25 protein-coding genes and 1 pseudogene are annotated in these 22,345 nt (G+C 68.4%); 9 read left to right on the top strand and 17 right to left on the bottom strand.

Annotation, left to right across the window (positions count from 1 at the left end):
- Positions 1–17: 17 nt before the first annotated feature.
- A complete protein-coding gene (locus HRU81_10075) occupies positions 18–668 on the bottom strand; it encodes a nucleotidyltransferase family protein (GenBank protein QOJ32424.1) in 651 nt (216 codons plus the stop codon).
- Positions 669–910: 242 nt separating this feature from the next.
- On the opposite strand from HRU81_10075, the gene lptD reads away from it, so the two are divergent.
- The 9 genes from lptD to HRU81_10120 all read left to right on the top strand — a co-directional run bounded on the left by lptD (position 911) and on the right by HRU81_10120 (position 12,623).
- Positions 911–2,992, top strand: a complete 2,082-nt coding sequence (lptD, locus tag HRU81_10080) for an LPS assembly protein LptD (protein QOJ32425.1) — start codon at positions 911–913, stop codon at positions 2,990–2,992.
- A gap of 8 nt (positions 2,993–3,000) precedes the next feature.
- Complete coding sequence (locus HRU81_10085; protein ID QOJ32426.1) at positions 3,001–4,299, top strand: peptidylprolyl isomerase; 1,299 nt, start codon at positions 3,001–3,003, stop codon at positions 4,297–4,299.
- Positions 4,300–4,325: 26 nt separating this feature from the next.
- On the top strand, positions 4,326–5,312 hold the full coding sequence (gene pdxA, locus HRU81_10090) for a 4-hydroxythreonine-4-phosphate dehydrogenase PdxA (protein ID QOJ32427.1): 987 nt from the start codon (positions 4,326–4,328) through the stop codon (positions 5,310–5,312).
- A complete protein-coding gene (gene rsmA, locus HRU81_10095) occupies positions 5,309–6,088 on the top strand; it encodes a 16S rRNA (adenine(1518)-N(6)/adenine(1519)-N(6))-dimethyltransferase RsmA (protein QOJ32428.1) in 780 nt (259 codons plus the stop codon). The genes pdxA and rsmA overlap by 4 nt, the downstream gene beginning before the upstream one ends.
- Positions 6,085–6,987, top strand: coding sequence for a class II glutamine amidotransferase (locus tag HRU81_10100; protein ID QOJ32429.1), 903 nt, complete (start codon positions 6,085–6,087; stop codon positions 6,985–6,987). Before rsmA ends, HRU81_10100 begins: the two co-directional genes overlap by 4 nt.
- A gap of 41 nt (positions 6,988–7,028) precedes the next feature.
- Positions 7,029–7,415 (top strand): Co2+/Mg2+ efflux protein ApaG, encoded by a 387-nt coding sequence (gene apaG / locus HRU81_10105; GenBank protein ID QOJ32430.1) that lies wholly within the window; start codon positions 7,029–7,031, stop codon positions 7,413–7,415.
- A 15-nt stretch (positions 7,416–7,430) separates the two neighbouring features.
- Entirely contained in the window at positions 7,431–8,258 is an 828-nt protein-coding gene (locus HRU81_10110; GenBank protein ID QOJ32431.1) for a symmetrical bis(5'-nucleosyl)-tetraphosphatase, read from the top strand.
- A 151-nt stretch (positions 8,259–8,409) separates the two neighbouring features.
- Complete coding sequence (locus HRU81_10115) at positions 8,410–9,498, top strand: efflux RND transporter periplasmic adaptor subunit (GenBank protein QOJ33366.1); 1,089 nt, start codon at positions 8,410–8,412, stop codon at positions 9,496–9,498.
- On the top strand, positions 9,495–12,623 hold the full coding sequence (locus HRU81_10120) for a multidrug efflux RND transporter permease subunit (GenBank protein QOJ32432.1): 3,129 nt from the start codon (positions 9,495–9,497) through the stop codon (positions 12,621–12,623). The genes HRU81_10115 and HRU81_10120 overlap by 4 nt, the downstream gene beginning before the upstream one ends.
- Positions 12,624–12,693: 70 nt before the next feature.
- On the opposite strand, the gene thyA is transcribed toward HRU81_10120, so the two are convergent.
- From thyA to HRU81_10200, 16 genes and pseudogenes are all read right to left on the bottom strand, one after another.
- The gene (thyA, locus tag HRU81_10125; protein QOJ32433.1) at positions 12,694–13,488 is read right to left on the bottom strand and encodes a thymidylate synthase; all 795 of its coding nucleotides are present in this window, start codon (positions 13,486–13,488) and stop codon (positions 12,694–12,696) included.
- A 35-nt stretch (positions 13,489–13,523) separates the two neighbouring features.
- Positions 13,524–14,330 (bottom strand): prolipoprotein diacylglyceryl transferase, encoded by an 807-nt coding sequence (locus HRU81_10130; protein ID QOJ32434.1) that lies wholly within the window; start codon positions 14,328–14,330, stop codon positions 13,524–13,526.
- Positions 14,331–14,337: 7 nt separating this feature from the next.
- On the bottom strand, positions 14,338–14,967 hold the full coding sequence (locus tag HRU81_10135) for a 5'-nucleotidase (protein QOJ32435.1): 630 nt from the start codon (positions 14,965–14,967) through the stop codon (positions 14,338–14,340).
- Entirely contained in the window at positions 14,964–15,290 is a 327-nt protein-coding gene (locus HRU81_10140; protein ID QOJ32436.1) for a hypothetical protein, read from the bottom strand. Before HRU81_10140 ends, HRU81_10135 begins: the two co-directional genes overlap by 4 nt.
- Before the next feature lie 68 nt (positions 15,291–15,358).
- Positions 15,359–15,631: a DUF2007 domain-containing protein gene (locus tag HRU81_10145; GenBank protein QOJ32437.1), complete on the bottom strand. Its 273-nt coding sequence runs from the start codon at positions 15,629–15,631 to the stop codon at positions 15,359–15,361.
- Complete coding sequence (gene pgi / locus HRU81_10150; protein QOJ33367.1) at positions 15,628–17,256, bottom strand: glucose-6-phosphate isomerase; 1,629 nt, start codon at positions 17,254–17,256, stop codon at positions 15,628–15,630. Before pgi ends, HRU81_10145 begins: the two co-directional genes overlap by 4 nt.
- Entirely contained in the window at positions 17,256–18,341 is a 1,086-nt protein-coding gene (tal, locus tag HRU81_10155) for a transaldolase (GenBank protein ID QOJ32438.1), read from the bottom strand. The genes pgi and tal overlap by 1 nt, the downstream gene beginning before the upstream one ends.
- Before the next feature lie 148 nt (positions 18,342–18,489).
- Complete coding sequence (locus tag HRU81_10160; GenBank protein ID QOJ33368.1) at positions 18,490–18,819, bottom strand: hypothetical protein; 330 nt, start codon at positions 18,817–18,819, stop codon at positions 18,490–18,492.
- Between the two features lie 94 nt (positions 18,820–18,913).
- Positions 18,914–19,498, bottom strand: coding sequence for a DUF1211 domain-containing protein (locus tag HRU81_10165; GenBank protein QOJ33369.1), 585 nt, complete (start codon positions 19,496–19,498; stop codon positions 18,914–18,916).
- A gap of 117 nt (positions 19,499–19,615) precedes the next feature.
- A pseudogene (locus HRU81_10170) lies at positions 19,616–19,756 on the bottom strand (type II toxin-antitoxin system RelE/ParE family toxin).
- Positions 19,744–19,929, bottom strand: coding sequence for a hypothetical protein (locus HRU81_10175; GenBank protein QOJ32439.1), 186 nt, complete (start codon positions 19,927–19,929; stop codon positions 19,744–19,746). Before HRU81_10175 ends, HRU81_10170 begins: the two are co-directional and overlap by 13 nt.
- A gap of 162 nt (positions 19,930–20,091) precedes the next feature.
- A complete protein-coding gene (locus tag HRU81_10180; protein ID QOJ32440.1) occupies positions 20,092–20,304 on the bottom strand; it encodes a BrnA antitoxin family protein in 213 nt (70 codons plus the stop codon).
- A complete protein-coding gene (locus HRU81_10185; GenBank protein ID QOJ32441.1) occupies positions 20,301–20,594 on the bottom strand; it encodes a BrnT family toxin in 294 nt (97 codons plus the stop codon). Before HRU81_10185 ends, HRU81_10180 begins: the two co-directional genes overlap by 4 nt.
- 538 nt (positions 20,595–21,132) lie before the next feature.
- Positions 21,133–21,564: an SMI1/KNR4 family protein gene (locus tag HRU81_10190; protein ID QOJ32442.1), complete on the bottom strand. Its 432-nt coding sequence runs from the start codon at positions 21,562–21,564 to the stop codon at positions 21,133–21,135.
- A gap of 120 nt (positions 21,565–21,684) precedes the next feature.
- Positions 21,685–21,978: a type II toxin-antitoxin system RelE/ParE family toxin gene (locus HRU81_10195; protein ID QOJ32443.1), complete on the bottom strand. Its 294-nt coding sequence runs from the start codon at positions 21,976–21,978 to the stop codon at positions 21,685–21,687.
- The gene (locus tag HRU81_10200) at positions 21,975–22,199 is read right to left on the bottom strand and encodes an addiction module protein (protein ID QOJ32444.1); all 225 of its coding nucleotides are present in this window, start codon (positions 22,197–22,199) and stop codon (positions 21,975–21,977) included. The genes HRU81_10195 and HRU81_10200 overlap by 4 nt, the downstream gene beginning before the upstream one ends.
- Between the last annotated feature and the right edge of the window lie 146 nt (positions 22,200–22,345).

The following is a 22,345-nucleotide window of genomic DNA, read 5'->3' on the forward strand; positions in this document are numbered from 1 at the left end:
GCAATCTGTCGGCAAGCTCAGGCATCGAGCGCCCGCAGCCGATCCGGGGTTCCCACGTCGCTCCAGATCCCGGTGAAGAGTTCGCCCGACACCGCGCCGCGCGCCATGGCCGCGCGCAGCAGCGGCGCCAGCGGGAAGCGGCCCGGCTGGCAGCCGGCAAACAGCGAGGGATGCAGGATCGAGATCCCGGAGTAGGTCAGGCGGTGCCCCGGGCCGTCGCTCACCCGGTCACCCGCCAGCACGAAATCGCCCGCCGGATGCTGCGGCGGATTCGCCACCAGTACCAGGTGGGCGAGGATGCCGGGCGCCAGCGCACGCCGGTCGAAGGCGAAATCGCAGAACACGTCGCCGTTCACCACCCAGAACGGCTCCGGGCCCAGCAGGCCGAGGGCATGGTGGATGCCGCCACCGGTCTCCAGCGGCGGGTAGCCCTCCTCGCTGTAGGCCACGCTCGCGCCCAGCCGTGCCCCGTCGCTCAAGTGCTCGCGCAGGCGCCCGCCCAGCCAGCCGAGGTTGATCACCAGTTCGTGGATACCGGCACGGCCCAGCGCCTCGATGTGGAACTCGATCAGCGGCCGTCCGCGCACCGGCAGCAGCGGCTTGGGCAGCGTGTCGGTCAGCGGCCGCAGGCGTTCGCCGCGGCCGGCGGCCAGGATCATGGCCTTCATCGGGCAGCCGTGGAGCCGGGGATGTCGCTCATGGCCGCCGATTCTGCCAGCAGGGCTTTCCCGCCGTCACCCGTCGCCGCGCCGACACCGCATATAATCCCGCATCGCCCAGCCTTGCCCCGCGGGGAACTGCATTGCGCCGACTGCTGCCTGTCCTCGCCTGCTGTTGCTCCATGGCCTGGGCTGCCGATGCGCCACGCCCTGCGGCCCTGCAGGGCTGCCCGGTCGGCCCGATACCCGACATGCCTGACCTCGGGCCGGTCGACAGCAGCGACCCGCGCATCGACGTGATCACCGGCCACGCCGAGATGGACCTGCAGAAGGGCGCCGTCTTCGACGACGAGATCCGCATCCGCCGCGGCGACGGCGTGCTGACCGCCCCGAACGGGCGCTTCGACCGGCAGACCGGCGAGTTCCTGCTGGAGAACGGGCTGCGCTACCGCAGCCCGCAGAGCGCGGTATCCGGCAGCCGCGCCAGCTTCGACACCCGCAGCAACAGCCTGGAGATCGAGGACGCCGATTTCGACCTCTTCACGGTACCCTCGCGCGGCAGTGCCGGCGCCATCGCCGTCGACCAGGGCGATGTCCTGACGCTGCGCGACGTCACCTACACCACCTGCGCCCGGGGCCACGAGGACTGGCTGCTGCGCGCCAGCCAGATCAGGATCGACCGTGACAGCGGCATGGCGACGGCGCGCAATGCGCGGCTGGAATTCAAGGGAGTGCCGATCCTCTACACCCCCTGGATCACCTACCCGGTGACCAACGAGCGCCAGTCCGGCTTCCTGCTGCCGGCACTCGGCCGCTCGGAGACCCGTGGCGTGGAGTTCCAGATCCCGTACTACCTCAACCTGGCACCCAACTACGACGCCACCCTGACGCCACGCTACATGTCCCGGCGCGGCACGGAGCTGCTGGGCGAGTTCCGCTACCTCTGGCCCGGGCACAAGGGCGACGTCGAGGGCGAATACCTGCCGAGCGACAAGGTCACCGGCGACAACCGCTACCTGCTGGGCATCGATCACCAGTCCCTGCTCGGCCGCGGCTGGCGCGCCACGGTGGATGCGCGGACCGTCTCGGACTCCAACTATTTCGAGGACCTCTACGGCAGCACCGCCGCGACCAGCCAGACCCACCTGCTGCGCGAGGCCTCCGTCGAGTATTTCGACAACGTCTGGTCGCTGCTCGGCCGCGTGCAGGGCTACCAGACCCTCGACGAGAGCCTCACCGCCGCCGAAAAGCCGTACCGCCGCCTGCCGCAGCTGGCGGCCAGCGGCTACCTGCCGCGCGGCGCGCTCGGCCTCGACTGGAGCTTCGACGGCGAGCTGGCGCTGTTCGACCGCGACGAGGGCCTCAACGGCTCCCGCCTGCACCTCTCCCCGGGCATCGCGCTGCCGCTCGACTACCGCGGCCTGTGGCTGAAGCCCGCCGTGGCCGTCGAGTACACCGCCTACAGCATCCACAATCCGGCTCCCGGGGAGCACGACGGGCCCTCGAGCGCCACGCCGATCATCAGCATCGACATGGGGGCGGCATTCGAGCGCGGCGTGCGCGGCAATGGCTGGCTGCAGACCCTGGAGCCGCGCGCCCAGTTCGTGCACATCCCCTACCGCGACCAGGCCGACCAGCCGGTTTTCGACACCATCCAGCCGGACTTCAACCTCGTGCAGCTGTTCCGCAAGAACCGCTTCCTCGGCTACGACCGGGTCGGGGATACCGACCAGCTGAACCTCGGCCTGACCAGCCGCGTCCTCGACGCGACCGGCGGTGGCGAATACCTGACCGCCACCATCGGCCAGACCCGGTTCTTCAGCAAGCAGGACGTGACCCTGCCGGGCGACAGGCCGGTCGACAGCAACGCCTCGGACTGGCTGGCAGAGCTCGGCGTGACCTTCAACCAGTACTGGAAGCTGGGTGCTGGCTACCAGTGGGGTGCGGACAGCGGCAGGACGCAGCGCACGCAGCTGGCGCTGCAGTACCGGCGCGATGGCCAGCGGGTGGTGAACGCCGCCTACCGCTACCGCCGCGACAGCCTCGAGGAGGTCGACGTCTCCGCGGCCTGGCCGCTCAGCTCCCGCTGGAGCGCGGTCGGCCGCTACGACTACTCGCTGCGCGACAACGAGGTGCTGGAACGCTTCGTCGGCTTCGAGTACCAGAATTGCTGCTGGGGCTTCCGCGTCGTCTATCGCGACTACATCGCCAGCCGCACCGGCGATTCGGACACCGCCATCGCGGTGCAGCTGATCCTCAAGGGCCTGACCAACGTCGGCGACCCGGCAGGCCGCCAGCTCGAACGTGGTATTCTGGGCTACGAGGCCGATTGATCCGCACCATGCTATCCCGCATCACCATTCTGGCCCTGGCGCTGCTGCCAGGTGTCATGGCTCACGCCCAGGACCGGGAGCTTTCCTCGCGGGGCGAGCTGATCGACGGCATCGCGGCCGTGGTCAATGACGGCGTGGTGCTGAAGAGCGAGCTCGCCGAGGAAACCCAGCGCATCGTGCGGCGCCTCGAGGCGCAGGGCACCAAGGTGCCGCCGGAACGCTCGCTGGCGCCACAGGTCCTCGAGCGCCTGATCATCAACCGCATCCAGCTGCAGCGCTGCGAGCGCGTGGGCATCCAGGTCTCCGACGAGACGCTGAACAACGCCCTGGCCAACATCGCCCAGCGCAACAACGTGACCATCGCCCAGCTGCCCCAGGTGCTGGCCGGCGAGGGCCTCGACTACCAGCAGTACCGCCGCGAGATGCGCGACCAGATCGCCATCGAGCAGCTGCGCCAGCGCGACGTGCTGGCGCGCATCAGCGTCACGCCCAGGGAGATCGACGAGTACCTGGCCCGCCAGGCCGGCCGGGCATCCTCCAACATGGAGTACGACATCTCGCAGATCCTCGTGGCGGTGTCACCCACGGCGACTCCCGATGTCATCGCCGCCGCCGAGAAGAAGGCCAATGGCCTCTACCAGCGGCTCCAGGCGGGCGAGGACTTCGCCCAGCTCGCGGTGACCAATTCCGACGGCCAGCAGGCCCTGGAGGGCGGCAGCATAGGCTGGAAGAAGGGCGACGAGCTGCCCACGCTGTTCGCCGACATCGTGCCCGGGCTGCAGAAGGGCCAGGTCGCCGCGCCGATCCGCAGCGCCAGCGGCTTCCACCTGGTCAGGCTCAATGACCGGCGTGGCGGCGAGCCGATCATCGAGCAGCAGGTGCACGTGCGCCACATCCTCATCGCACCGAACGAGGTGCTGGACAGCGATGCCGCCCGCGAGAAGATCATGGGCATCCGCCAGCGCATCCTCGCCGGCGACGACTTCGCCACCGTCGCCCGTGCCGTCTCCGACGACCCGGGCTCGAAGAACGAGGGCGGCGACCTCGGCTGGACCGGACCGGGCACCTTCGCGCCGGAGTTCCAGGCGGTGGTGGACAGCATCGCCGCCGACACCCTCAGCGAACCGTTCCGCACACGCTTCGGCTGGCACATCCTCGAGGTGCTCGGCCGGCGCACCCAGGACACCACCGAAGAGGTGAAGCGCCAGCAGGCGGCGCTCGCCATCCGCAACAGCAAGCTCGGCGAGGAAACCGAGATCTGGATGCACCGGCTGCGCGACCAGGCGTTCGTCGAATCGCGCATCTGACCGCAGCCCGCACCAGGCCGGCCTGCATGATCCCGCGCATAGCCCTCACCCCCGGCGAACCGGCCGGCATCGGGCCCGACCTCGTCGCGCGGCTGGCGGCCGGCGGCGCGCCGGCGGAACTGGTCGCCATCGGCGACCCGGATCTCATCGCCGCGCGCGCCTGCCAGCTGGGAATCCGCCTGGAACTCGTGCCCTACCGCAGCGGTGCCGAGCCGGCTGCAACGCCTCCGGGGCGGCTGCTGGTCGACGCCCGTCCCCTGCAGGCGCCGGCGCGGGCCGGGCACCTCGACCCCGCCAATGCCGGCTACGTCCTCGACACCCTGCGCCGCGCCGCCACCGGCTGCCTCGACGGCGAGTTCGCCGCCATGGTCACGGCACCGGTCCACAAGGGCGTGATCAACGATGCCGGCATCGCCTTCTCCGGCCACACGGAGTTCCTCGCCGGGCTCACGGCCGCGCCGCAGCCGGTCATGCTGCTGGTGGCCGGCACGCTGCGGGTGGCGCTGCTCACCACGCATCTGCCGCTGCGCGCGGTGCCCGACGCCATCACCGGCGCGCGCATCGAAGCCGTGGCGGGCGTGCTGCACGATGGGCTGGTGGCGTGCTTTGGCATCGCCAGGCCGCGCATTGCCGTGCTCGGGCTCAATCCCCATGCCGGCGAGTCCGGGCACCTCGGCGGCGAGGAGCGCGCGGTGATCGGGCCGGCGCTCGCCCGGCTGCGGGCCGCGGGTCTCGCCGTCGACGGACCGCTGCCTGCCGACAGTGCCTTCACGCCCGCCGCCCTGGCCCAGGTCGACGCCGTGCTCGCCATGTACCATGACCAGGGCCTGCCGGTGCTCAAGCACGCCGGCTTCGGCCATGCGGTCAACCTCACGCTCGGCCTGCCCATCGTACGCACCTCGGTGGACCACGGCACGGCACTGGACCTGGCCGGTACCGGCCGGGCCGATGCCGGCAGCCTGCAGGCGGCGCTCGGCCTGGCGATCGACATCGCGCGGCGCCGGCGCGCGTGAACCACCGCCCGCGCAAGTCCCTCGGCCAGCACTTCCTCCACGACCGCCAGGTCATCGGTCGCATCCTCACGGCCATCGATCCGCGGCCCGGGGAGCGCTTCGTCGAGATCGGCCCCGGCCGCGGCGCGCTGACCCTGCCGCTGCTCGAGGTGCCGGTCGAGCTCGACGTGGTGGAGCTGGACCGCGAGCTGGCCGCCGCCCTGGCGCGGGACCTGGCGCGCCCCGGCTTTCGCGTGCACCATGCCGACGCCCTGAAGTTCGACTACCGACAGCTCGGCGCGCCACCCCGCGGGCTGCGGCTGGCGGCCAACCTGCCCTACAACATCTCGACGCCGCTGCTCTTTCACCTGCTCGACCAGCAGGAGACCTTCCGCGACCTGCACGTCATGCTGCAGCGGGAAGTGGTGGAACGCATGACGGCACAACCAGGCACCGCCGAGTACGGACGGCTGACCGTGGCGCTGGCGGCGCGCTGCCGCGTGGAGAAGCTGTTCATCGTGCGGCCGGGCTCGTTCACGCCGCCGCCACAGGTGGATTCGGCGGTGGCGCGCCTGATACCCGATGCAGCGCTGGCCGCGCGCATCGCCGACCCGGCTGCGTTCGACCGCGTGCTGGCGCGCGCCTTCTCCATGCGCCGCAAGCGCCTCGCCAATGCGCTGAAGGGGCTGCTCGATACCGCCGGCATCACCGCCTGCGGCGTCGACCCCGGCTGCCGGCCCGGCGACGTGCCGCCCGAGGCCTGGATCCGGCTGGCCAACCGGCACGGGAATCCTTGACGCGCGTCACGATCCCGGCGGGCGCGGCTGCCGATAACTCCTGCATGTGCCGCTTCACGTTCTACAAGGGCAAGCCGCTGGCGCTCTCGGCGCTGCTGACCGAGCCCGAGCACTCGCTGATCCACCAGAGCTTCCACGCCCGCGAGCGCGAGGAGCCACTCAACGGCGACGGTTTCGGCGTCGCCTGGTATGCCGAGGGGCACGACGAGCCGGCCCTGTTCCGCTCCGTGACGCCGGCATGGAGCAACCAGAACCTGCGCGAGCTGGCCCGCGTCACCTCCAGCCACTGCGTGCTGGCGCACGTGCGGGCCGCCACCCAGGGGCTGCAGGTGGGCGAACCCAACTGCCACCCCTTCCGCCGTGACCGCCTCGCCTTCATGCACAACGGCGACATCGGCGGCTTCAGCGCCATCCGTCGCCCGCTGCTGGCGCTGCTGAGCGACCAGGCCTTCGCGGCCATCCGCGGCACCACCGACTCCGAGCACTTCTTCGCCCTGCTCTGCGACGAGGTGCAGCGCGGCATGGATGACGGCTCACGTGGCCTCGCGGCGGCCTTCAACCGCGCCCTGGGCACGATTCGCGGCCTGGTCGGGCGGCATGCACCCGGCGAGCACATCTACCTCAACGCGGTCCTCACCGATGGCGCCGCCGCTGTCGCCTGCCGCTTCACCACCGACGCCCCGGAGAACGCCGACAGCCTCTACACCAACCGCGGCCGCCGCTACGTCTGCGAGGGCGGTGTCTGCCGCATGCTCGATCCGGGTGAAGTCAACGGCAGCGCGGTCATGGTGAGCTCCGAGCCGCTGAGCGGGGACTCCGGCTGGGAGTCCGTGCCGCTCAATCACCTGGTGCGCATCGATCCCGACCTCAGCATGGCCACCGAAGCCGTGGTGGCGTGAGGGACGCTGGCGGCGGCCGGCGCGGGCGCTAGAATGCACCCATGCCCAGGTCCCCGCGTCGCGTCGCCATCGAGATCGAGGTCGAGACGGCCTACCTGCCGGACCAGTCCGATCCCGCAGTCCCGCGCTACGTCTTCGCCTACACCATCACCATCCGCAACCGCGGCGCGGTGCCGGCCACGCTGCTCACCCGCCGCTGGGTGATCACCGACGCCAACGGCAAGGTACGCGAGGTGGCCGGCGAGGGCGTCGTCGGCGAGCAGCCCTGCATCGCCCCGGGCGAGACCCACCGCTATTCCAGCGGCGCCATCATCGAGACGCCGGTGGGCGTGATGGAGGGCAGCTATGGCATGGTGACCGACGACGGCCTGCGCTTCCCCGCCTCCATCCCCGCTTTCCGCCTGGCGGTGCCCGGCATTCTCCACTGAGGGAGCAACGGGCGGATGGCCATTCATGCCATCGGCGATGTCCAGGGATGCTACGAGCCGCTCGCCCGCCTGCTCGACGCCCTGAAGGTCGATCCCGCCACCGACGAACTCTGGTTCGTCGGTGACCTGGTCAACCGCGGCCCCTGCTCGCTGGAGGTCCTGCGCCTGGTGAAGTCGCTGGGCCGCGCCGCCACCGTGGTCCTCGGCAACCACGACCTGCACCTGCTCGCCTACGGGTTTGCCGGCCACGCCCGCGTGCGGGAACAGGACCTGCGCGCCGTGCTCGATGCCCCGGACCGGGGGGAGCTGCTCGACTGGCTGCGCACGCGGCCGCTGGCGCATTACCGGCCGGACCTCAATACCCTGATGGTCCACGCCGGGCTGGCCCCGGGCTGGGACCCGCTGCAGTCCGTGAAGCTGGCCCGCGAGGTGGAGGGCATCCTGCGCGGTGACGGCTGCGCGGCCTTCCTCGCCGGGATGTACGGCGACGAGCCCTCGAGCTGGTCGGCTGCGCTGCAGGGCATGGCGCGCCTGCGCTTCATCGTCAACTGCCTGACGCGCATCCGCTACTGCGATGCCGCGGGCCGCCTCGATTTCATCCACAACGGCCCGCCGGGGAGCCAGGCTGCCGGGCTCATGCCGTGGTTCGAGGTACCGGGCCGCGCCGCGCAGTCGGTGCGCGTGGTCTTCGGCCACTGGGCCTCGCTCGGTTTCCTGCAGCGGGCCAATCTGCTGGGCATCGACACCGGCTGCGTCTGGGGCCGCGGGCTGACGGCCGTGCGCCTGGACGGCCCCGCAAGGGTCACCACCATCCCCTGCGCCGGCGCTCACCCGGCCGGCTGAAACGCTTTAGTCAACAATGACGTACCGGGGGCCGTGTATCCTTGCCGGCCGAAGGCGGCGACGGGTGAGCGACATGGCGTACAACAGGAGTGGACCTGGCAGACCCGGCACGTTCGGGCTGGCCGGGCTGGCTGCCCTGCTTGCCCTGGCCCTGCCCGGTTGCAAGGGCGGCGCCGAGGCGCCCGGCGCAAAGCCGCCGCAGGTCACCGTTGCCCGGCCGCTGTCGCGCCAGGTCACCGACTGGGACGAGTACACCGGCCGCCTCGCCGCCACGGAATCGGTGGAGATCCGCGCCCGCGTCAGCGGCTACCTCGCCGAGGTGCCGTTCGAGGAAGGCGCCATGGTGCGCAAGGGCGAGCTGCTCGCCGTCATCGATCCCCGCCCCTACCAGGCCGTCGTGGCGGCGGCGCGGGCCACCCTGACCGGGGCCCAGGCGCGCGTCGAGCTCGCCGGGCTGAACGCGGCGCGTGCTACCCAGCTGCTGGCCGCGAGGATGATCTCCCAGCGCGACTTCGATGCCGCCAGCGAGGAACGCAAGGCCGCGGCCGCGGCCCTGGCTGCCGCCGAGGCCGGCCTGCGCAGTGCCGAACTCGACCTCGGATTCTGCGAGGTGCGCTCGCCAATCGCCGGACGCGTCGGCAGGCGGATGGTCACCACCGGCAACTACGTCGCCGGCGGCAGCAAGGACGCCACCGTGCTCACCAGCGTCGTCTCGCTCGACCCCATCCACGTCTACGTCAACGCCGACGAGGGTGCATACCTCCGCTACCAGCGCCTCGCCCAGGCCGGCAACCGGCCGAGTTCACGTGATACCCCCACCGAGGTCCGCCTGGCGCTGGCCGACGAGCAGGGCTTCCCGCACCGCGGCCACGTGGATTTCGTCGACAACCAGGTGGATGCGTCCACAGGCACGGTGCAGGGCCGGGCGGTGTTCCCCAACCCCGATGGCGTGCTGACACCGGGCATGTTCGCCCGCGTGCAGGTCGTCGGCGAAGGCCCCTACCCGGCGCTGCTGGTCCCGGACTCGGCCATCGCCACGGACCAGGCCCGGCGCATCGTCTACGTCGTCGGCGCCGACAACGTCGTGCAGCAGCGAGTGGTCGAACTCGGCCGCCAGCAGGGTCCGCTACGGGTGGTGCGCAGCGGCATCGATGCCAACGATCGCATCGTCATCAACGGCCTGCAGCGTGCGCGTCCGGGCCAGGCTGTCGAGCCTGTCGACGGCACCATCGCCGAATGAGGTTCAGCCACTTCTTCATCGACCGGCCGCGCTTCGCGGCGGTGATCGCCATCATCGTCATGCTGGTGGGGGTGCTCGCCTACCTGGCGCTGCCGGTCGCGCAGTACCCCGAGGTCGCGCCACCGACCATCGTCGTGCAGGCCACCTACCCCGGGGCCAGCCCCCAGGTCATCGCCGAGACCGTGGCGGCGCCGCTGGAGCAGGAGATCAACGGCGTCGAGCACATGCTCTACATGACCTCGTCGTCCACCAACGACGGCGCCATGAGCCTCACCATCACCTTCGAGCTGGGCACCAACCTCGACATCGCCCAGGTGCAGGTGCAGAACCGCGTGGCGATCGCCGAATCCCGGCTGCCGGAGGAAGTGCGCCGCCTCGGCCTCGTCACGCAGAAGAGCTCGCCCGACCTGATGATCGCCGTGCACCTGGTCTCGCCCGACAACAGCCTGGACCAGCTGTACATCTCCAACTACGCGCTGCTGCGCATCCGCGACGTGCTGGCACGCATCAACGGCGTCGGCCAGATCTTCGTGTTCGGCGCCAGCGAGTACAGCATGCGCATCTGGCTCGACCCGGAACGCATGGCGGCGCGCGACATTACCGCCAGCGAGGTGGTGACCGCGCTGCGCAACCAGAATGCCCAGCTGGCCGGCGGCGCGCTCGGCGTGCCACCGGTCACCGGGGACAATGCCTTCCAGGTCACCCTCACCGGCCAGGGGCGGCTGGTGTCCGAGGAGGAGTTCGGCGAGGTCATCGTCGGCGCCGGTGCCGATGGCCGGCTGATCCGCGTCCGCGACATCGCCCGCGTCGAGCTCGGCGCCAGGGACTACCGCACGAAGAGCTTCCTCGACGGCCAGCCGGCCGTGGCCCTGGCCATGTTCCAGCGGCCGGGCAGCAATGCGCTGCAGACCGCCCAGGCGATCATCGACGCCATGCAGGCGCTGTCGGCCGATTTTCCCAAGGGGCTCGCCTACCGCATCGTCTACAACCCGTCCGCATACATCGCGCAGTCCATCGACGCCGTGTACGAGACCATCCTCGAAGCGGCGGCGCTGGTGGTGCTGGTGATCCTGCTGTTCCTGCAGAACTGGCGCGCCGCCACCATCGCCATCGTCGCCATCCCGGTGTCGCTGATCGGCACCTTCGGGGTCCTGGGCGCGATGGGCTTCTCGCTCAACAACCTCACACTGTTCGGCCTGGTGCTGGCCATCGGCATCGTCGTCGACGATGCGATCGTCGTGGTGGAGAACATCGAGCGCGACCTCGACCGCGGGCTCTCGCCCCGTGATGCCGCCCGGCACACCATGACCGAAGTCGGCGTGGCACTGGTCTCCATCGCCCTGGTGCTGACCGCGGTGTTCCTGCCAGCCATCTTCGTCGGCGGCATCACCGGCGCCTTCTTCCGGCAGTTCGGCGTCACCATCGCCGCGGCCACCGCCATCTCCCTGCTGGTGTCGCTGACCCTGAGTCCGGCGCTCGGCGCCATCCTGCTGCGCCCGGCGAGTGCGCCACCGGACCGGGTGGATCGCTGGCTCAGCCGCCTGGCCGGCCCGGTATTCCATGCATTCAACAGCGGCTTCGACGCCGTGCGCCGCGGCTATGCGCGCAGCGCGCGGCTGGTGGTGTCCCATCCGCGGACGGCGCTGGGCGCATTCGTCGCGCTGCTGCTGGCCACGGGCGGACTGCTCCACCTGACACCGACCGGCTTCATCCCGACGCAGGACCAGGGCTACCTCATCACCCTCGTCGAACTGCCCAAGGGTTCATCGCTGAAGCGCACCAACGCCGTGGTGGAGCGGGCAACGAAGATCGCCAGGGACACTCCGGGCGTGGAGCATGCGGTGGCGTTCTCCGGCTTCTCGGTGGCGACGCAGGCGAGCCAGTCGCAGTCCGGCACCATATTCCTCGGTCTGAAGCCCCATGCCGAGCGCGGGGCGGACATGAGCGCCACAGCGATCGCGGCACGCCTCAACCAGGCCTTCAGGGAGATCCAGGACGCACAGCTCATCGTCATCGCCCCGCCACCGGTGCGGGGCATCGGCACCGGCGCCGACTTCAAGATGATGGTGGAGGACCGCGGCGGCCATGGCCTGGCGGCGCTCGAGGCCGCCACCTGGCAGCTCGCCGGTGCGGCCGCGCAGTCGGGAAAGGCAGCGCGCGCCTTCACGACCTTCAGCACCGGCTCGCCCGAGTACTTCATCGACATCGACCGCACGCGCGCCGAAATGCTCGACGTGCCGGTGGAGAACGTCTTCCAGACCCTGCAGGTGTACCTCGGCTCGGCCTACGTCAACGACTTCACGCTCTTCGGCCGCAACTACCGCGTCACCGCCCAGGCCGAGGCGCCGTTCCGCGTGACGCCGGAGGACATCGCGCGGCTGGAGACCCGCAATCGCAGCGGCGGCATGGTGCCGCTCGGCTCGGTGACCACGGTGCGCACGTCGTCGGGTCCCGACCGCGTCGTGCGCCACAACAGCTATCCGGCGGCCGAACTGCAGGTGGGCGCGCCACCCGGCCAGAGCAGCGGCGACGTCCTCGCCACCATGGAAGACCTCGCCCGCCAGGTCCTGCCCCAGGGCTTTGGCTACGACTGGACCGAGCTGGCGTTCCAGCAGCGCCAGAGCACCGGCATCGGCCTGTTCATCTTCCCGCTGAGCGTGCTGTTCGTGTTCCTGGTGCTGACGGCCCAGTACGAGAGCTGGTCGCTGCCCTTCGCCATCGTGCTGATCGTGCCGCTGTGCCTGCTGTTCGCGCTGATGGCGCTGCTGGCGCGGAGCATGGACGTCAACATCCTGGCGCAGATCGGCTTCGTGGTGCTGGTCGGCCTGGCGAGCAAGAACGCCATCCTCATCGTCGAGTTCGCGCGCCAGAAACAGGACGCCGGCCTCGATCCGGTGGCCGCCGCCGTGGAGGCGGCGGAGCTGCGCCTGCGACCGATCCTCATGACCTCGCTGGCCTTCATCCTCGGCGTGCTGCCGCTCGCCTTCGCCAACGGCGCCGCCGCCGAGATGCGCCGCGTCCTCGGCACCGTCGTCTTCGGCGGCATGCTCGGCGTGACCATCATCGGCCTGTTCCTCACGCCGGTGTTCTTCGTCGTAATCCGCAGCCGGCTGGCACGAGATTAGGACGGTGCCAGGTCGGGCTTTTCGGGCTTGTTGTACAATAAGCCCGAAAAGCCCGACCTGGCACCGGATTTCACACTGCTACCGGGGCGCGGATGGCGGCGTGGCTCTGGTAGCCGTCGACCAGGAAATCCTCGAAGCGGTAGTCCGAGATCGATGGCGGCCGCCGTTGCAGAACCAGGCGTGGCAGCGGCAACGGCTGGCGCTGCAGCTGTTGCCGCGCCTGCTCCAGGTGGTTGATGTAGAGATGGCAATCGCCTCCGGTCCAGATGAAGTCACCCACTTCCAGACCCACCTGCTGGGCCACCATGTGCGTCAGCAGCGCATAGGAGGCGATGTTGAACGGCACGCCGAGGAACACGTCGGCGCTGCGCTGATAGAGCTGGCAGGAAAGGCGCCCGCCGGCGACATGGAACTGGAACAGCAGGTGGCAGGGTGCAAGGCGCATGCGCGGGATCTCCGCGACGTTCCAGGCACTGACGATCAGCCGGCGCGAGTCCGGATCGCGCCTCAGGGTATCGATCACCTGCTGAACCTGGTCGATGCCAGCCCCGTCTGGAGCCGGCCAGGAGCGCCACTGCGCGCCGTAGACAGGCCCGAGGTCGCCATTGGCATCCGCCCACTCGTCCCAGATGCTGACCTGGTGCTCGTGCAGGTAGGCGATGTTGGTGTCACCGCGCAGGAACCACAGCAGCTCGTGGATGATGGAGCGAAGGTGCAGCTTCTTGGTGGTGACCAGCGGGAAGCCGGCCGCGAGGTCGAAGCGCATCTGATGACCGAAGATGCTGAGCGTGCCTGTCCCGGTACGGTCGTCCTTGCGCGCGCCGCGCTCGAGGATGTGCTGCATCAGGTCGAGGTATTGCCGCATGACGTACCGGCCAGTGGTGCCTTGCAGCCGACAGTCTACCGGCCCGGCCCGGTGCCGGCAGCCGCCTTGGCGCGCGGACTGCGCCGGGCCAGCGCCAGCAGCAGCAGGCCGCCGGCGATCATCGGCAGCGAGAGCAGCTGGCCCATCGTGAACCAGCCCCAGGCGAGGTAGCCGATCTGCACGTCTGGCAGCCGCAGGAATTCCACCCCGAAACGCGAGATGCCATACACCAGCAGGAACAGCCCGGAGACCGCCATCGTCGGGCGCTGGCGACGGGAGAACAGCCACAGCACGATGAACAGCAGCAGCCCCTCCAGCAGCGCCTCGTAGAGCTGCGACGGGTGGCGCGGCACGCCGTCGACGATCACCGCCCAGGGCAGGTCGGTGGGCCTGCCCCAGAGTTCACCGTTGATGAAGTTGCCGAGCCGCCCCGCACCCAGGCCGATGGGCACCAGCGGCGCGATGAAGTCCGTGAGCGCAAAAAAACCCGTGCCGATCGAGCGGCCGTAGAGCCACATCGCCGTGAGCACGCCGAGCAGCCCCCCATGGAAGGACATGCCGCCCTCCCAGATGCGGAACAGCGCCAGCGGATCCTCCAGGATCTGTTCACGCCCGTAGAACAGCATGTAGCCGATGCGCCCGCCGAGGATCACGCCCAGGGCGCCGTAGAAAATCAGGTCGTCGATCTGCTCCGGGCGCACCGGGGACCAGGGCCGTCGTGCCCGCCGCCGCCCCAGGTACCAGGCCGCGGCGAATCCCACCAGGTACATGATGCCGTACCAGCGCACAGCCAGCGGACCGAGGCGGACAGCCACGGGGTCAATCTGGGCGAATTCGATCATGCAGCCTTCACGGCGCCGTCGCGGCGCGCCGCTGGCGCTCCGCCTTCCAGCGATCCACGCGCTCGCGCACCAGTGCCTCGATATCCTCCCAGGATCCCGCCCGCGGCCCCGGGAGGTGGTCGTTGGTGGAATTCACCACGACGATGGTCTCGTGGCCGGCTGCCCGCAGCGCCTGGATGTTGTCCGGGCTGTCCTCGAGGTAGAGGTCGGCGCCCACCGCCGCCTTGTCGCGCATGAAACAGATGTCCCAGTACGGGATGCCGTGATGCTCCAGCCACTCGGTGGTCTGGCGGATGGCTTCCTTGTGGAACCAGTGGATGTAGAGCCGGTGGGTGATGATGCGGATGCGGATGTCGCCGGCCGCGCTCATGCGCCTGAGCGCCGCCGGTGCCCCGGGAATCGGCGGCAGGCGTGCGAACAGCTCGCGGTCCTTGACCGCGAAGCGGTGCAGGCCGTCGTAGCCGCCGGCCCGCTCCAGGCCCCATTCGCGGAAGCCGTAGCTGATGCGGTCGGTGAGGCTGGACTCCGCGACACCGAGCCACTCCGCGGCGATGGGCTTCAGGCCGCGGGCAAAGTCGGCGACCACGCCGTCGAGATCGACGCCGAGGACGAACTGGCGGTCGACGCTCTGGCTCACGCCCCGACGTCCGCGAGCTTCAGGCCGACGATGCCGATGAGGATGCAGGCCGCCGAGGCCAGCCGCAGGTTGCCGCCCGGCTCGCCGAACAGCAGGATACCGGTGAAGAACACGCCCACGGCGCCGATGCCCGTCCACACGGCGTAGGCCGTGCCGATGGGGATGCTGCGCAGCGCCAGCCACAGCAGCGCAGCGCTCAGGCCAAGGCAGGCCAGGGCGATAGCCATGCCCTGCCAGCGCCAGCCCGGCAGCTGCGACAGCTTGAAGCCCAGGGGCCAGCCGATTTCCATGATCCCGGCCAGCAGGAGATAGAACCACGCCATGGCGGCACTCTACGGCCCGGTTGTCCCGGGCTCAATAGCGCCCTCGCGGACCGCCGCTGCACGCGGACTCAGCACTGCCCGCCCGCACCGGAATCGCCAGCGTCACGCGTGGCGAGTCGTTCCAGCTCGGCCTCGCTGACCTGACGTTCCTCGAGGATTTCCTGCGCGCGCTGTACCCAGGCCGGCGGCACCACGACCTCGCAGCTGCGGGCCTCGCCGAGCAGCGAGCTGTCGCTGCGGATCGCCGCGGGCACGCCCTCGGCCACGAGCAGCCGGCGGACTGCCTCCGCGGAGACGGTATCCAGCAGCGTCGCGACGCGCTTCCAGCCGGCGGTCGTCACTTCAGGCTGCGGTAGCGGCTGATCAGCGCATTGGTCGAGCTGTCGTGCACCGGCTGCGGCTGCGCCTCGGCCTCCAGCTCCGGGATGATGCGCTGGGCGAGCGCCTTGCCGAGCTCCACGCCCCACTGGTCGAAAGAGTTGATCTGCCAGATCGCGCCCTGCACGAAAACACTGTGCTCGTAGAGCGCCACCAGCCGGCCGAGTGCGGCCGGAGTCAGCGCCTCCAGCAGCAGCGTGTTCGACGGCCGGTTGCCGGGGAACACCCGGTGCGGCACCAGCCAGTCCGGCGTGCCCTCCGCCTTCACCTGGCGCGCGGTCTTGCCGAAGGCCAGCGCCTCCGACTGCGCGAGCACGTTGGCGATCAGCAGATCCTGGTGCCGCCCGAGCGGATTGGCGCTGCGCGCGAAGGCGATGAAGTCGCAGGGAACCAGCCGCGTGCCCTGGTGGATCAGCTGGTAGAAGGAATGCTGGCCATTGGTGCCGGGCTCTCCCCAGTACACCGGCCCGGTGTCGTAGCGCACCGGCTGGCCATCGCGCGTCACCTGCTTGCCGTTGCTCTCCATGGTGAGCTGCTGCAGGTAGGCCGGGAAGCGCCTGAGGTACTGCTCGTAGGGCAGCACGGCCGCCGTCTGGGCAGCGAAGAAATTGTTGTACCAGACGGCGAGCAGGCCCATCAGCACCGGGATATTGCGGGCGAAATCCGCGCTGCGGAAATGCTCGTCCATCTCGTGGAAGCCGGCCAGCATCGCCCGGAAGTGCTCCGGCCCGATAGCGATCATCGTCGACAGGCCGATGGCGGAATCCAGCGAATAGCGGCCACCGACCCAGTCCCAGAAGCCGAACATGTTGGCCGTATCGATGCCGAACTTCGCCACCTCCGGCGCGTTGGTCGACACCGCGACGAAATGCCGGGCGACGGCGGCCGCCTCGCCCCGCAGGCCCGCCAGCAGCCAGTCGCGCGCGCTGGTGGCATTGGTCATGGTTTCGAGCGTGGTGAAGGTCTTGGAGGAGACGATGAACAGCGTCTCCTGCGGATCCAGGTCACGCACCGCCTCGCAGAAGTCCGTGCCATCGACATTGGAGACGAAGCGAAAACGCATGCTCCGCTCGCTGTAGTGCCGCAGCGCCTCGAAGGCCATGACCGGCCCGAGATCCGAGCCGCCGATGCCGATGTTGACGACATTGCGGATGCGGCTGCCGGTGTGGCCCCGCCATTCGCCGCTGCGCACCCGGCGGGAGAATGCCGCCATCCGCTCCAGGACTGCGTGCACGCCGGGCACCACGTCCTGGCCATCGTGGAGGATGCGGGTGCCCTGCGGCGCGCGCAGCGCGACATGCAGCACCGCGCGCCGCTCGGAACTGTTGATCCGTTCGCCGCGGAACATGGCGTCGATCTGCTGACGCAGCCCGGACTCCTGCGCGAGTTGCAGCAGCAGCCGCAGGGTCTCGTCGGTGATCCGGTTCTTCGAGTAGTCGAGGTAGATGCCCGCCGCCTCGACGGCCAGCCGCGTGCCACGGCCGGGATCCCTGGCGAACAGCTGTCGCAGGTGGGCGCGCCGCAGCTTGCGCTGATGCTGCTTCAGCGCCAGCCAGGCCGGGCGTTCCTGCAGCGCGGGCCCGTCCATCATCCGGCCTTACGGCTGGCGCTGCCCTTGGAGCCAATATGCGCCATCAGCTCGTTCCATGACTTGACGAAGGCGGCCGCGCCCTCGTCCTGCAGTCGCGTCGCCAGTGCCCCGGTGTCGATGCCGGCCCTGGCGAACGCCGCGAGCACGGCGTCGCAGTCGCCACCGTCGGCGGGCAGCGCCGCGCCCATATCGCCATGGTCGGCGAACGCGTGCAGCGTCTTCTCCGGGATGGTGTTGATGCTGAACGGCGACACGAATGCCTTGACATAGAGGATGTCGGAGGCCTTCGGATCCTTGGTGCCGGTGCTGGCCCAGAGCAGCCGCTGCGCCCGGCCACCCGCGTTGGCGATCCGCTGGAAGCGCGCGGAGCCGAGCAGCTGGCGGTAGGCCCGGTAGGTCTGCTGGCCGACGGCGATGCCCAGGCGGTTCTCCAGCGCGGCCGGCACCTTGCCGGCCACCGCCACGTCCCAGCGGCTGATGAACAGCGAGGCCACCGAGGCCACGGCCGGGTTGAGCCCGGCCGCGATGCGCCGCTCGACACCCCGCAGGTAGGCGTCCGCGGCCGCCAGATACTGCTCGCAGGAGAACAGCAGCGTGACGTTGATCGGCACGCCGGCGAAGGTCGCTTCCTCGATCGCCGGCAGCCCCTCGCGCGTGCCCGGGATCTTGATGAACAGGTTGGGCCTGCCGGCACGCGCATGCAGGCGGCGCGCCTCCTCCAGCGTGCTGGCGGTGTCGCGGGCCAGCAGCGGCGACACCTCGAGCGAGACGTAGCCGTCCACGCCATCGGTGCGGGAATGGATCGGCGCAAACAGGTCCGCGGCACGGGTCAGGTCCGCCAGCGCCAGCTCGAAGAAGATATCCTCCGGCGACCGGGCGGTGCCCGCCCTGCGCGCAATATCCGCGTCGTAGACCGGGCTGTTCTTGATCGCGTGGTCGAAGATCGTGGGGTTCGAGGTCAGCCCCGTCACCGAATAGTCGTCGATGTAGCGCTGCAGGGTGCCACTGTCGAGCAGCTCGCGGGTGATGTTGTCGAGCCACAGGCTCTGGCCGGAATCGTGGAGTGTCCTGGTCGGGTTCATCGCGTCACCTCGAAGCTGGCTGTGTTGAGCGACCCGTGCTCCACGGGACGGCGGCAATGCCTGCACCCGCCCGGACAAAGCGTCCGGCCCGGTGACACAGCGGCATGGGCGCCTCGGGAGCGGGCGCCGGGGCGGCGCCTGGCGGCGGCTACTTGCGCAGCGAAACCGTCACGATGGCGGAGGAATCCTGCAACGCAACGATACCGTGCGTGACCCCGCCGGTGAGGTAGAGCAGCTGTCCGGCACGCAGCACATGGGGCACGCCGTCCGCCTTGACTTCGATGGAGCCCTCAATGCACTGCACCGTGATCTCGCCGGTGACCTTGTGCGGCGGCCAGGCCTTGCCCGCCATCAGGACGATGCGCATGACCTCCAGGTCCACCGATTTGAACAGCGCGACCGATCTCTCCTGCGCCAGGCGCGAACCCAATGGCTGGATGTCGATCGCCTGGCCTGGACTTGCGTGAGGTAATGCCATGATGCGGAGGTACTGCCCGTGAATGTCCAGCCGAATCATAGCCGCGTGCGAAGGGCTGTCAAGCGACGCGGCGAGACGCTGCCAGGACAGATCGTCAGGCACCACCCTGCTGCAAGGGTCGTTCAATCCGCCTATCAGGGACCAGCCACATGAGGGCCACTATCACGTAGAGCACTTGTGTCACCCGGGGCCAGCGAAATGCACAGGCGATGGCCAGGGCATACAGCCCGGGCGAGAGCCTTCCCTTCCAGTCGCGACCGATCGCGGCCCTGAGCGTCGAGTCGCTTCCCTGCGCGCCGATGATCGTCTGCTGAAGGATCCAGTAGGCGACGGATGCCGCAAGGAGCACGCCGCCGTAGAGCGCGGAAGGCACGGCTGCGAAGTGATTCTCCCCCATCCAGCCGGTGACGAAGGGCATCAGGGACAGCCAGAAGAGCAGGTGCAGGTTCGCCCACAGCATGCCGCCGGTGACCCGGGTGACGGTGTGCAGCATGTGGTGATGATTGTTCCAGTAGATGCCGATGTAGACGAAGCTCAGCACGTAGCTCATGAACACCGGGACCAGGGGCGCCAGCGCCTGCGGACTGTCGCCGTGCGGCACCTTCATCTCCAGCACCATGATGGTGATGATGATCGCGATCACGCCATCGCTGAAGGCCTCGAGCCGCCCTTTGCCCACGCTCAGTGAACCATTTCGATCTCGCCCGGACGCCAGCTCTTGTCGAAGAAAGGCTCGAGCGGGCTGTAGAGACGCAGGATGACCAGCCAGTGAGCCCCAGTACCGATGGCCCATCTCCGGAAACTCCCACAGTAGCTGGGCTCGATCATAGATGCCCTGAATCGTCCGTGCCGCCGCCTGCGGATCATCGGCCGCGATGTACTCGTGAATGTCCTTCAGCCAACGCTCGGCCTCAAGCGTCCAGGTTATTGCTGCCACGAGCGAATGCGCCGGCCCATCTCTTCGTTCGAAACAGTGCGCTTCGCATCGGCATCCGCGAGGCCGCGAGCCACCATGGCGTGGAAGGCGAGCTCTCGGATGATCTCTTCCCGAGAGCTATCCTCGGGCTGCTGCTGGATCAGGCGGGTCAACTCCTCCTTGGCCGTGGACATGGGCATGACCTCCAATGTTCGCTAAAGGGTGCCACAGACGACCACGCGGGGGAATGGCACATAACGATTGAGCTCACCGGCGCATAGCGGCTGGCGCGCGGGTTGCGATTGCAAGCCGCGTGACAGACGCGTCATGCGACCGGTGGAGCGCATAGTTAGAAGTCAGGCCGCCCACTCCATCTTGAGCCGCTTCTTCTCCGCCGCGCAATCTCTCAAGTAGAGATTGATCAGGTTCTGATACGGAATGCCTGTACCTCCAGCAAGATGCTTGAAGTATTGGACCGTGTCCTCATCGAGGCGAATGGTGACTGAACGCTTCGCCTTGCGAACATACGGATTCGGTCGGGACTGTGAAAAGTCGTAGCGCTTCTTCATGGTAGGTACCTTGCGTATTCCTTTCTCTCCGAGGCGTCCGCACGTCGAGCAGAAATGATGCGAATCACGCGATCGGCGTCTCGGAAACAATGGCAAACAACCAACACCCGAAGGCCAATGCTCATGCCGAGCATCAGAAATCGATCCTCGCTGTCCAGGTGCTCAGGATCATTAATGATTCGGGCGAATTCATCCAAGAAGACGGTCTTGGCTTCGACAAAGGAAATGCCGTGCTTCTTCTGATTGGCACGGTCTTTTCGTGGATCCCACTCGAAGCGCAGGTCCGCCATACATACAGTGTACCTACGGAATGCGGTCGGTCAACCCTGACTTCTAACGATTGAGCTGAGCGCGCCGCGCGCCAGCGCTTCGACTTGGAACTTTATCGATCACGGCTGCGCTCCAGCGATTTGTTAGGCGGAGTGCCACGATGATTTCCGAAGCTGACCCTGTTCTTCGGCACCGAGGTTAGTCTCCGTTTCGACGGTGATCAACGCCACCGTTGATCGGAGCTGCGAGCTTGTCGTGACCCGGGGCGTAGCGGCGCGACCGCGGCGGTGACCGTCGGCGACGGCGGCACGCGATCTCTTGGCGAAGTGCGACCTCTGACGCGCCGCGGTCCGAAGCCTGCCTTTGTTCACGCCTCGACGAAGTGCCACTTCAAAGCTCTTCGATCACGCCGCCTAACGGTGAAAGTAACCGGACGCCGCGCGAGGCGGATTGAGGAAGCCTAAAGGCGCGTTTTCGGCGGTCCGGTTGACTGGATTGTTGGGCGGCATGTTTGATGTTTGACCGTGCAGCACGCGGGGATTTGCCGGATGGAATGCACTAACGAGTGGATTCGTCATATGGAACACCGATCGCGTCAATAAAGGAGGCAAAGCATGGCGCTATTACCACTGCGCTATCTGGCCCGGCAATTGGGTCAATCATGACGATAGGCCATGGCTTCGTGCCACGAGTATCAAATGCGATGGTTTCCAAACCACCGTTGCTAGCAAAGAAAATGAATCCAGGATGCCACTTGGCGCTTTCCTGTGAGGCCAAGTCGGCGACAAGACTGGCGTCATAGAGTTGAAGCCACTGCGGTGCCAAATTCAACTCTCCTTCCCCGCCATTGCTGATGCGAAGCAGCGACACGTAGTCAGCCGGAAGCTCTGGATAGATGCGAAGCAGCTTTTCGATTTGGTCATCGGAGGCTGGTTCAGCAGCCCTCCAGCCATCGTGAGACGTGCCAAGCCTATCAGCGCTCTCTGTCATGACGCCCAACGACTGAGCTCACCGGCCGGCGGTGGTGCATGACGCGCGTGGCCGGCGCAACCTCTCAGGCGCGACGGACGCGCGCGCCGCAACGCCCCATCGGACCGGTGCAGCGATTTGTTAGAGCCGCGAAAGCCAGTAGCGTGGGCGACGGCGATAGTGACCGACGGCGAGAATCTGAATGACTCCGCCGCGCTCACGGAAAATGATGTGGAACGGAAACTCGACGACCGACACCCGGCGGATGTCTGGCGGTCGCTCGACGCGATACATGCTCGGGATTTCACAGACCCGTTCGATCGCCGACTCGACCTGCGACAGGTAGCGATTGCCGAGACCCGCCTCCTGCGCTTCGTAGTATGCGACCTGCTCAAGGTGCTCGGCCTCCGCCGCAGGGTGAAACCCGAACTTCACCGCAGCAACTGACGTGCCTTGCTCGCAACCTCGTCACCGGGCACCAGCGATACCTCGCCGGAGTCCAGCTGGCTGGCTCGGCGCTCCGCCTCTTCGAGCCACAATTGCTCACGCTCCGATGGGTTCAGCGTGTCCAAGCTGGACAGCAGCTCGTGCGCCAGCTTTGCCCTTTCCTGGGCCGGAAGGTTAAGCGCTTGTTTTTCCAGTGACTTGAAGTCCATGGCTAAAAGCCTACCACAGGTCCTGATAGCGGCTCTAACGATTGAGTTGAGCGCCCGCGCACGACGCCCGATGGCGCACCGAGAGCGAAAGATTAAAGAACGCACGCTCGGTGCGCCGCAGATCGCTCGAAGCGGAGCGCTCGAAC

The organism is Gammaproteobacteria bacterium (genome assembly GCA_015709695.1).
Classification (GTDB): Bacteria; Pseudomonadota; Gammaproteobacteria; order Steroidobacterales.

Coding starts and splice junctions, on each gene's coding strand:
- HRU81_10110 (QOJ32431.1), top strand. CDS start 7,431: ATGGCCATTCATGCCATCGGCGATGTCCAGGGATGCTACGAGCCGCTC.
- HRU81_10085 (QOJ32426.1), top strand. CDS start 3,001: ATGCTATCCCGCATCACCATTCTGGCCCTGGCGCTGCTGCCAGGTGTC.
- HRU81_10190 (QOJ32442.1), bottom strand. CDS start 21,564: ATGACAGAGAGCGCTGATAGGCTTGGCACGTCTCACGATGGCTGGAGG.
- HRU81_10130 (QOJ32434.1), bottom strand. CDS start 14,330: ATGATCGAATTCGCCCAGATTGACCCCGTGGCTGTCCGCCTCGGTCCG.
- HRU81_10160 (QOJ33368.1), bottom strand. CDS start 18,819: ATGGCATTACCTCACGCAAGTCCAGGCCAGGCGATCGACATCCAGCCA.
- pdxA (QOJ32427.1), top strand. CDS start 4,326: ATGATCCCGCGCATAGCCCTCACCCCCGGCGAACCGGCCGGCATCGGG.
- tal (QOJ32438.1), bottom strand. CDS start 18,341: ATGAACCCGACCAGGACACTCCACGATTCCGGCCAGAGCCTGTGGCTC.
- HRU81_10175 (QOJ32439.1), bottom strand. CDS start 19,929: ATGTCCACGGCCAAGGAGGAGTTGACCCGCCTGATCCAGCAGCAGCCC.
- pgi (QOJ33367.1), bottom strand. CDS start 17,256: ATGGACGGGCCCGCGCTGCAGGAACGCCCGGCCTGGCTGGCGCTGAAG.
- thyA (QOJ32433.1), bottom strand. CDS start 13,488: ATGCGGCAATACCTCGACCTGATGCAGCACATCCTCGAGCGCGGCGCG.
- lptD (QOJ32425.1), top strand. CDS start 911: ATGCCTGACCTCGGGCCGGTCGACAGCAGCGACCCGCGCATCGACGTG.
- HRU81_10185 (QOJ32441.1), bottom strand. CDS start 20,594: ATGGCGGACCTGCGCTTCGAGTGGGATCCACGAAAAGACCGTGCCAAT.
- HRU81_10180 (QOJ32440.1), bottom strand. CDS start 20,304: ATGAAGAAGCGCTACGACTTTTCACAGTCCCGACCGAATCCGTATGTT.
- HRU81_10075 (QOJ32424.1), bottom strand. CDS start 668: ATGAAGGCCATGATCCTGGCCGCCGGCCGCGGCGAACGCCTGCGGCCG.
- apaG (QOJ32430.1), top strand. CDS start 7,029: ATGCCCAGGTCCCCGCGTCGCGTCGCCATCGAGATCGAGGTCGAGACG.
- HRU81_10140 (QOJ32436.1), bottom strand. CDS start 15,290: ATGGCGTGGTTCTATCTCCTGCTGGCCGGGATCATGGAAATCGGCTGG.
- HRU81_10200 (QOJ32444.1), bottom strand. CDS start 22,199: ATGGACTTCAAGTCACTGGAAAAACAAGCGCTTAACCTTCCGGCCCAG.
- HRU81_10120 (QOJ32432.1), top strand. CDS start 9,495: ATGAGGTTCAGCCACTTCTTCATCGACCGGCCGCGCTTCGCGGCGGTG.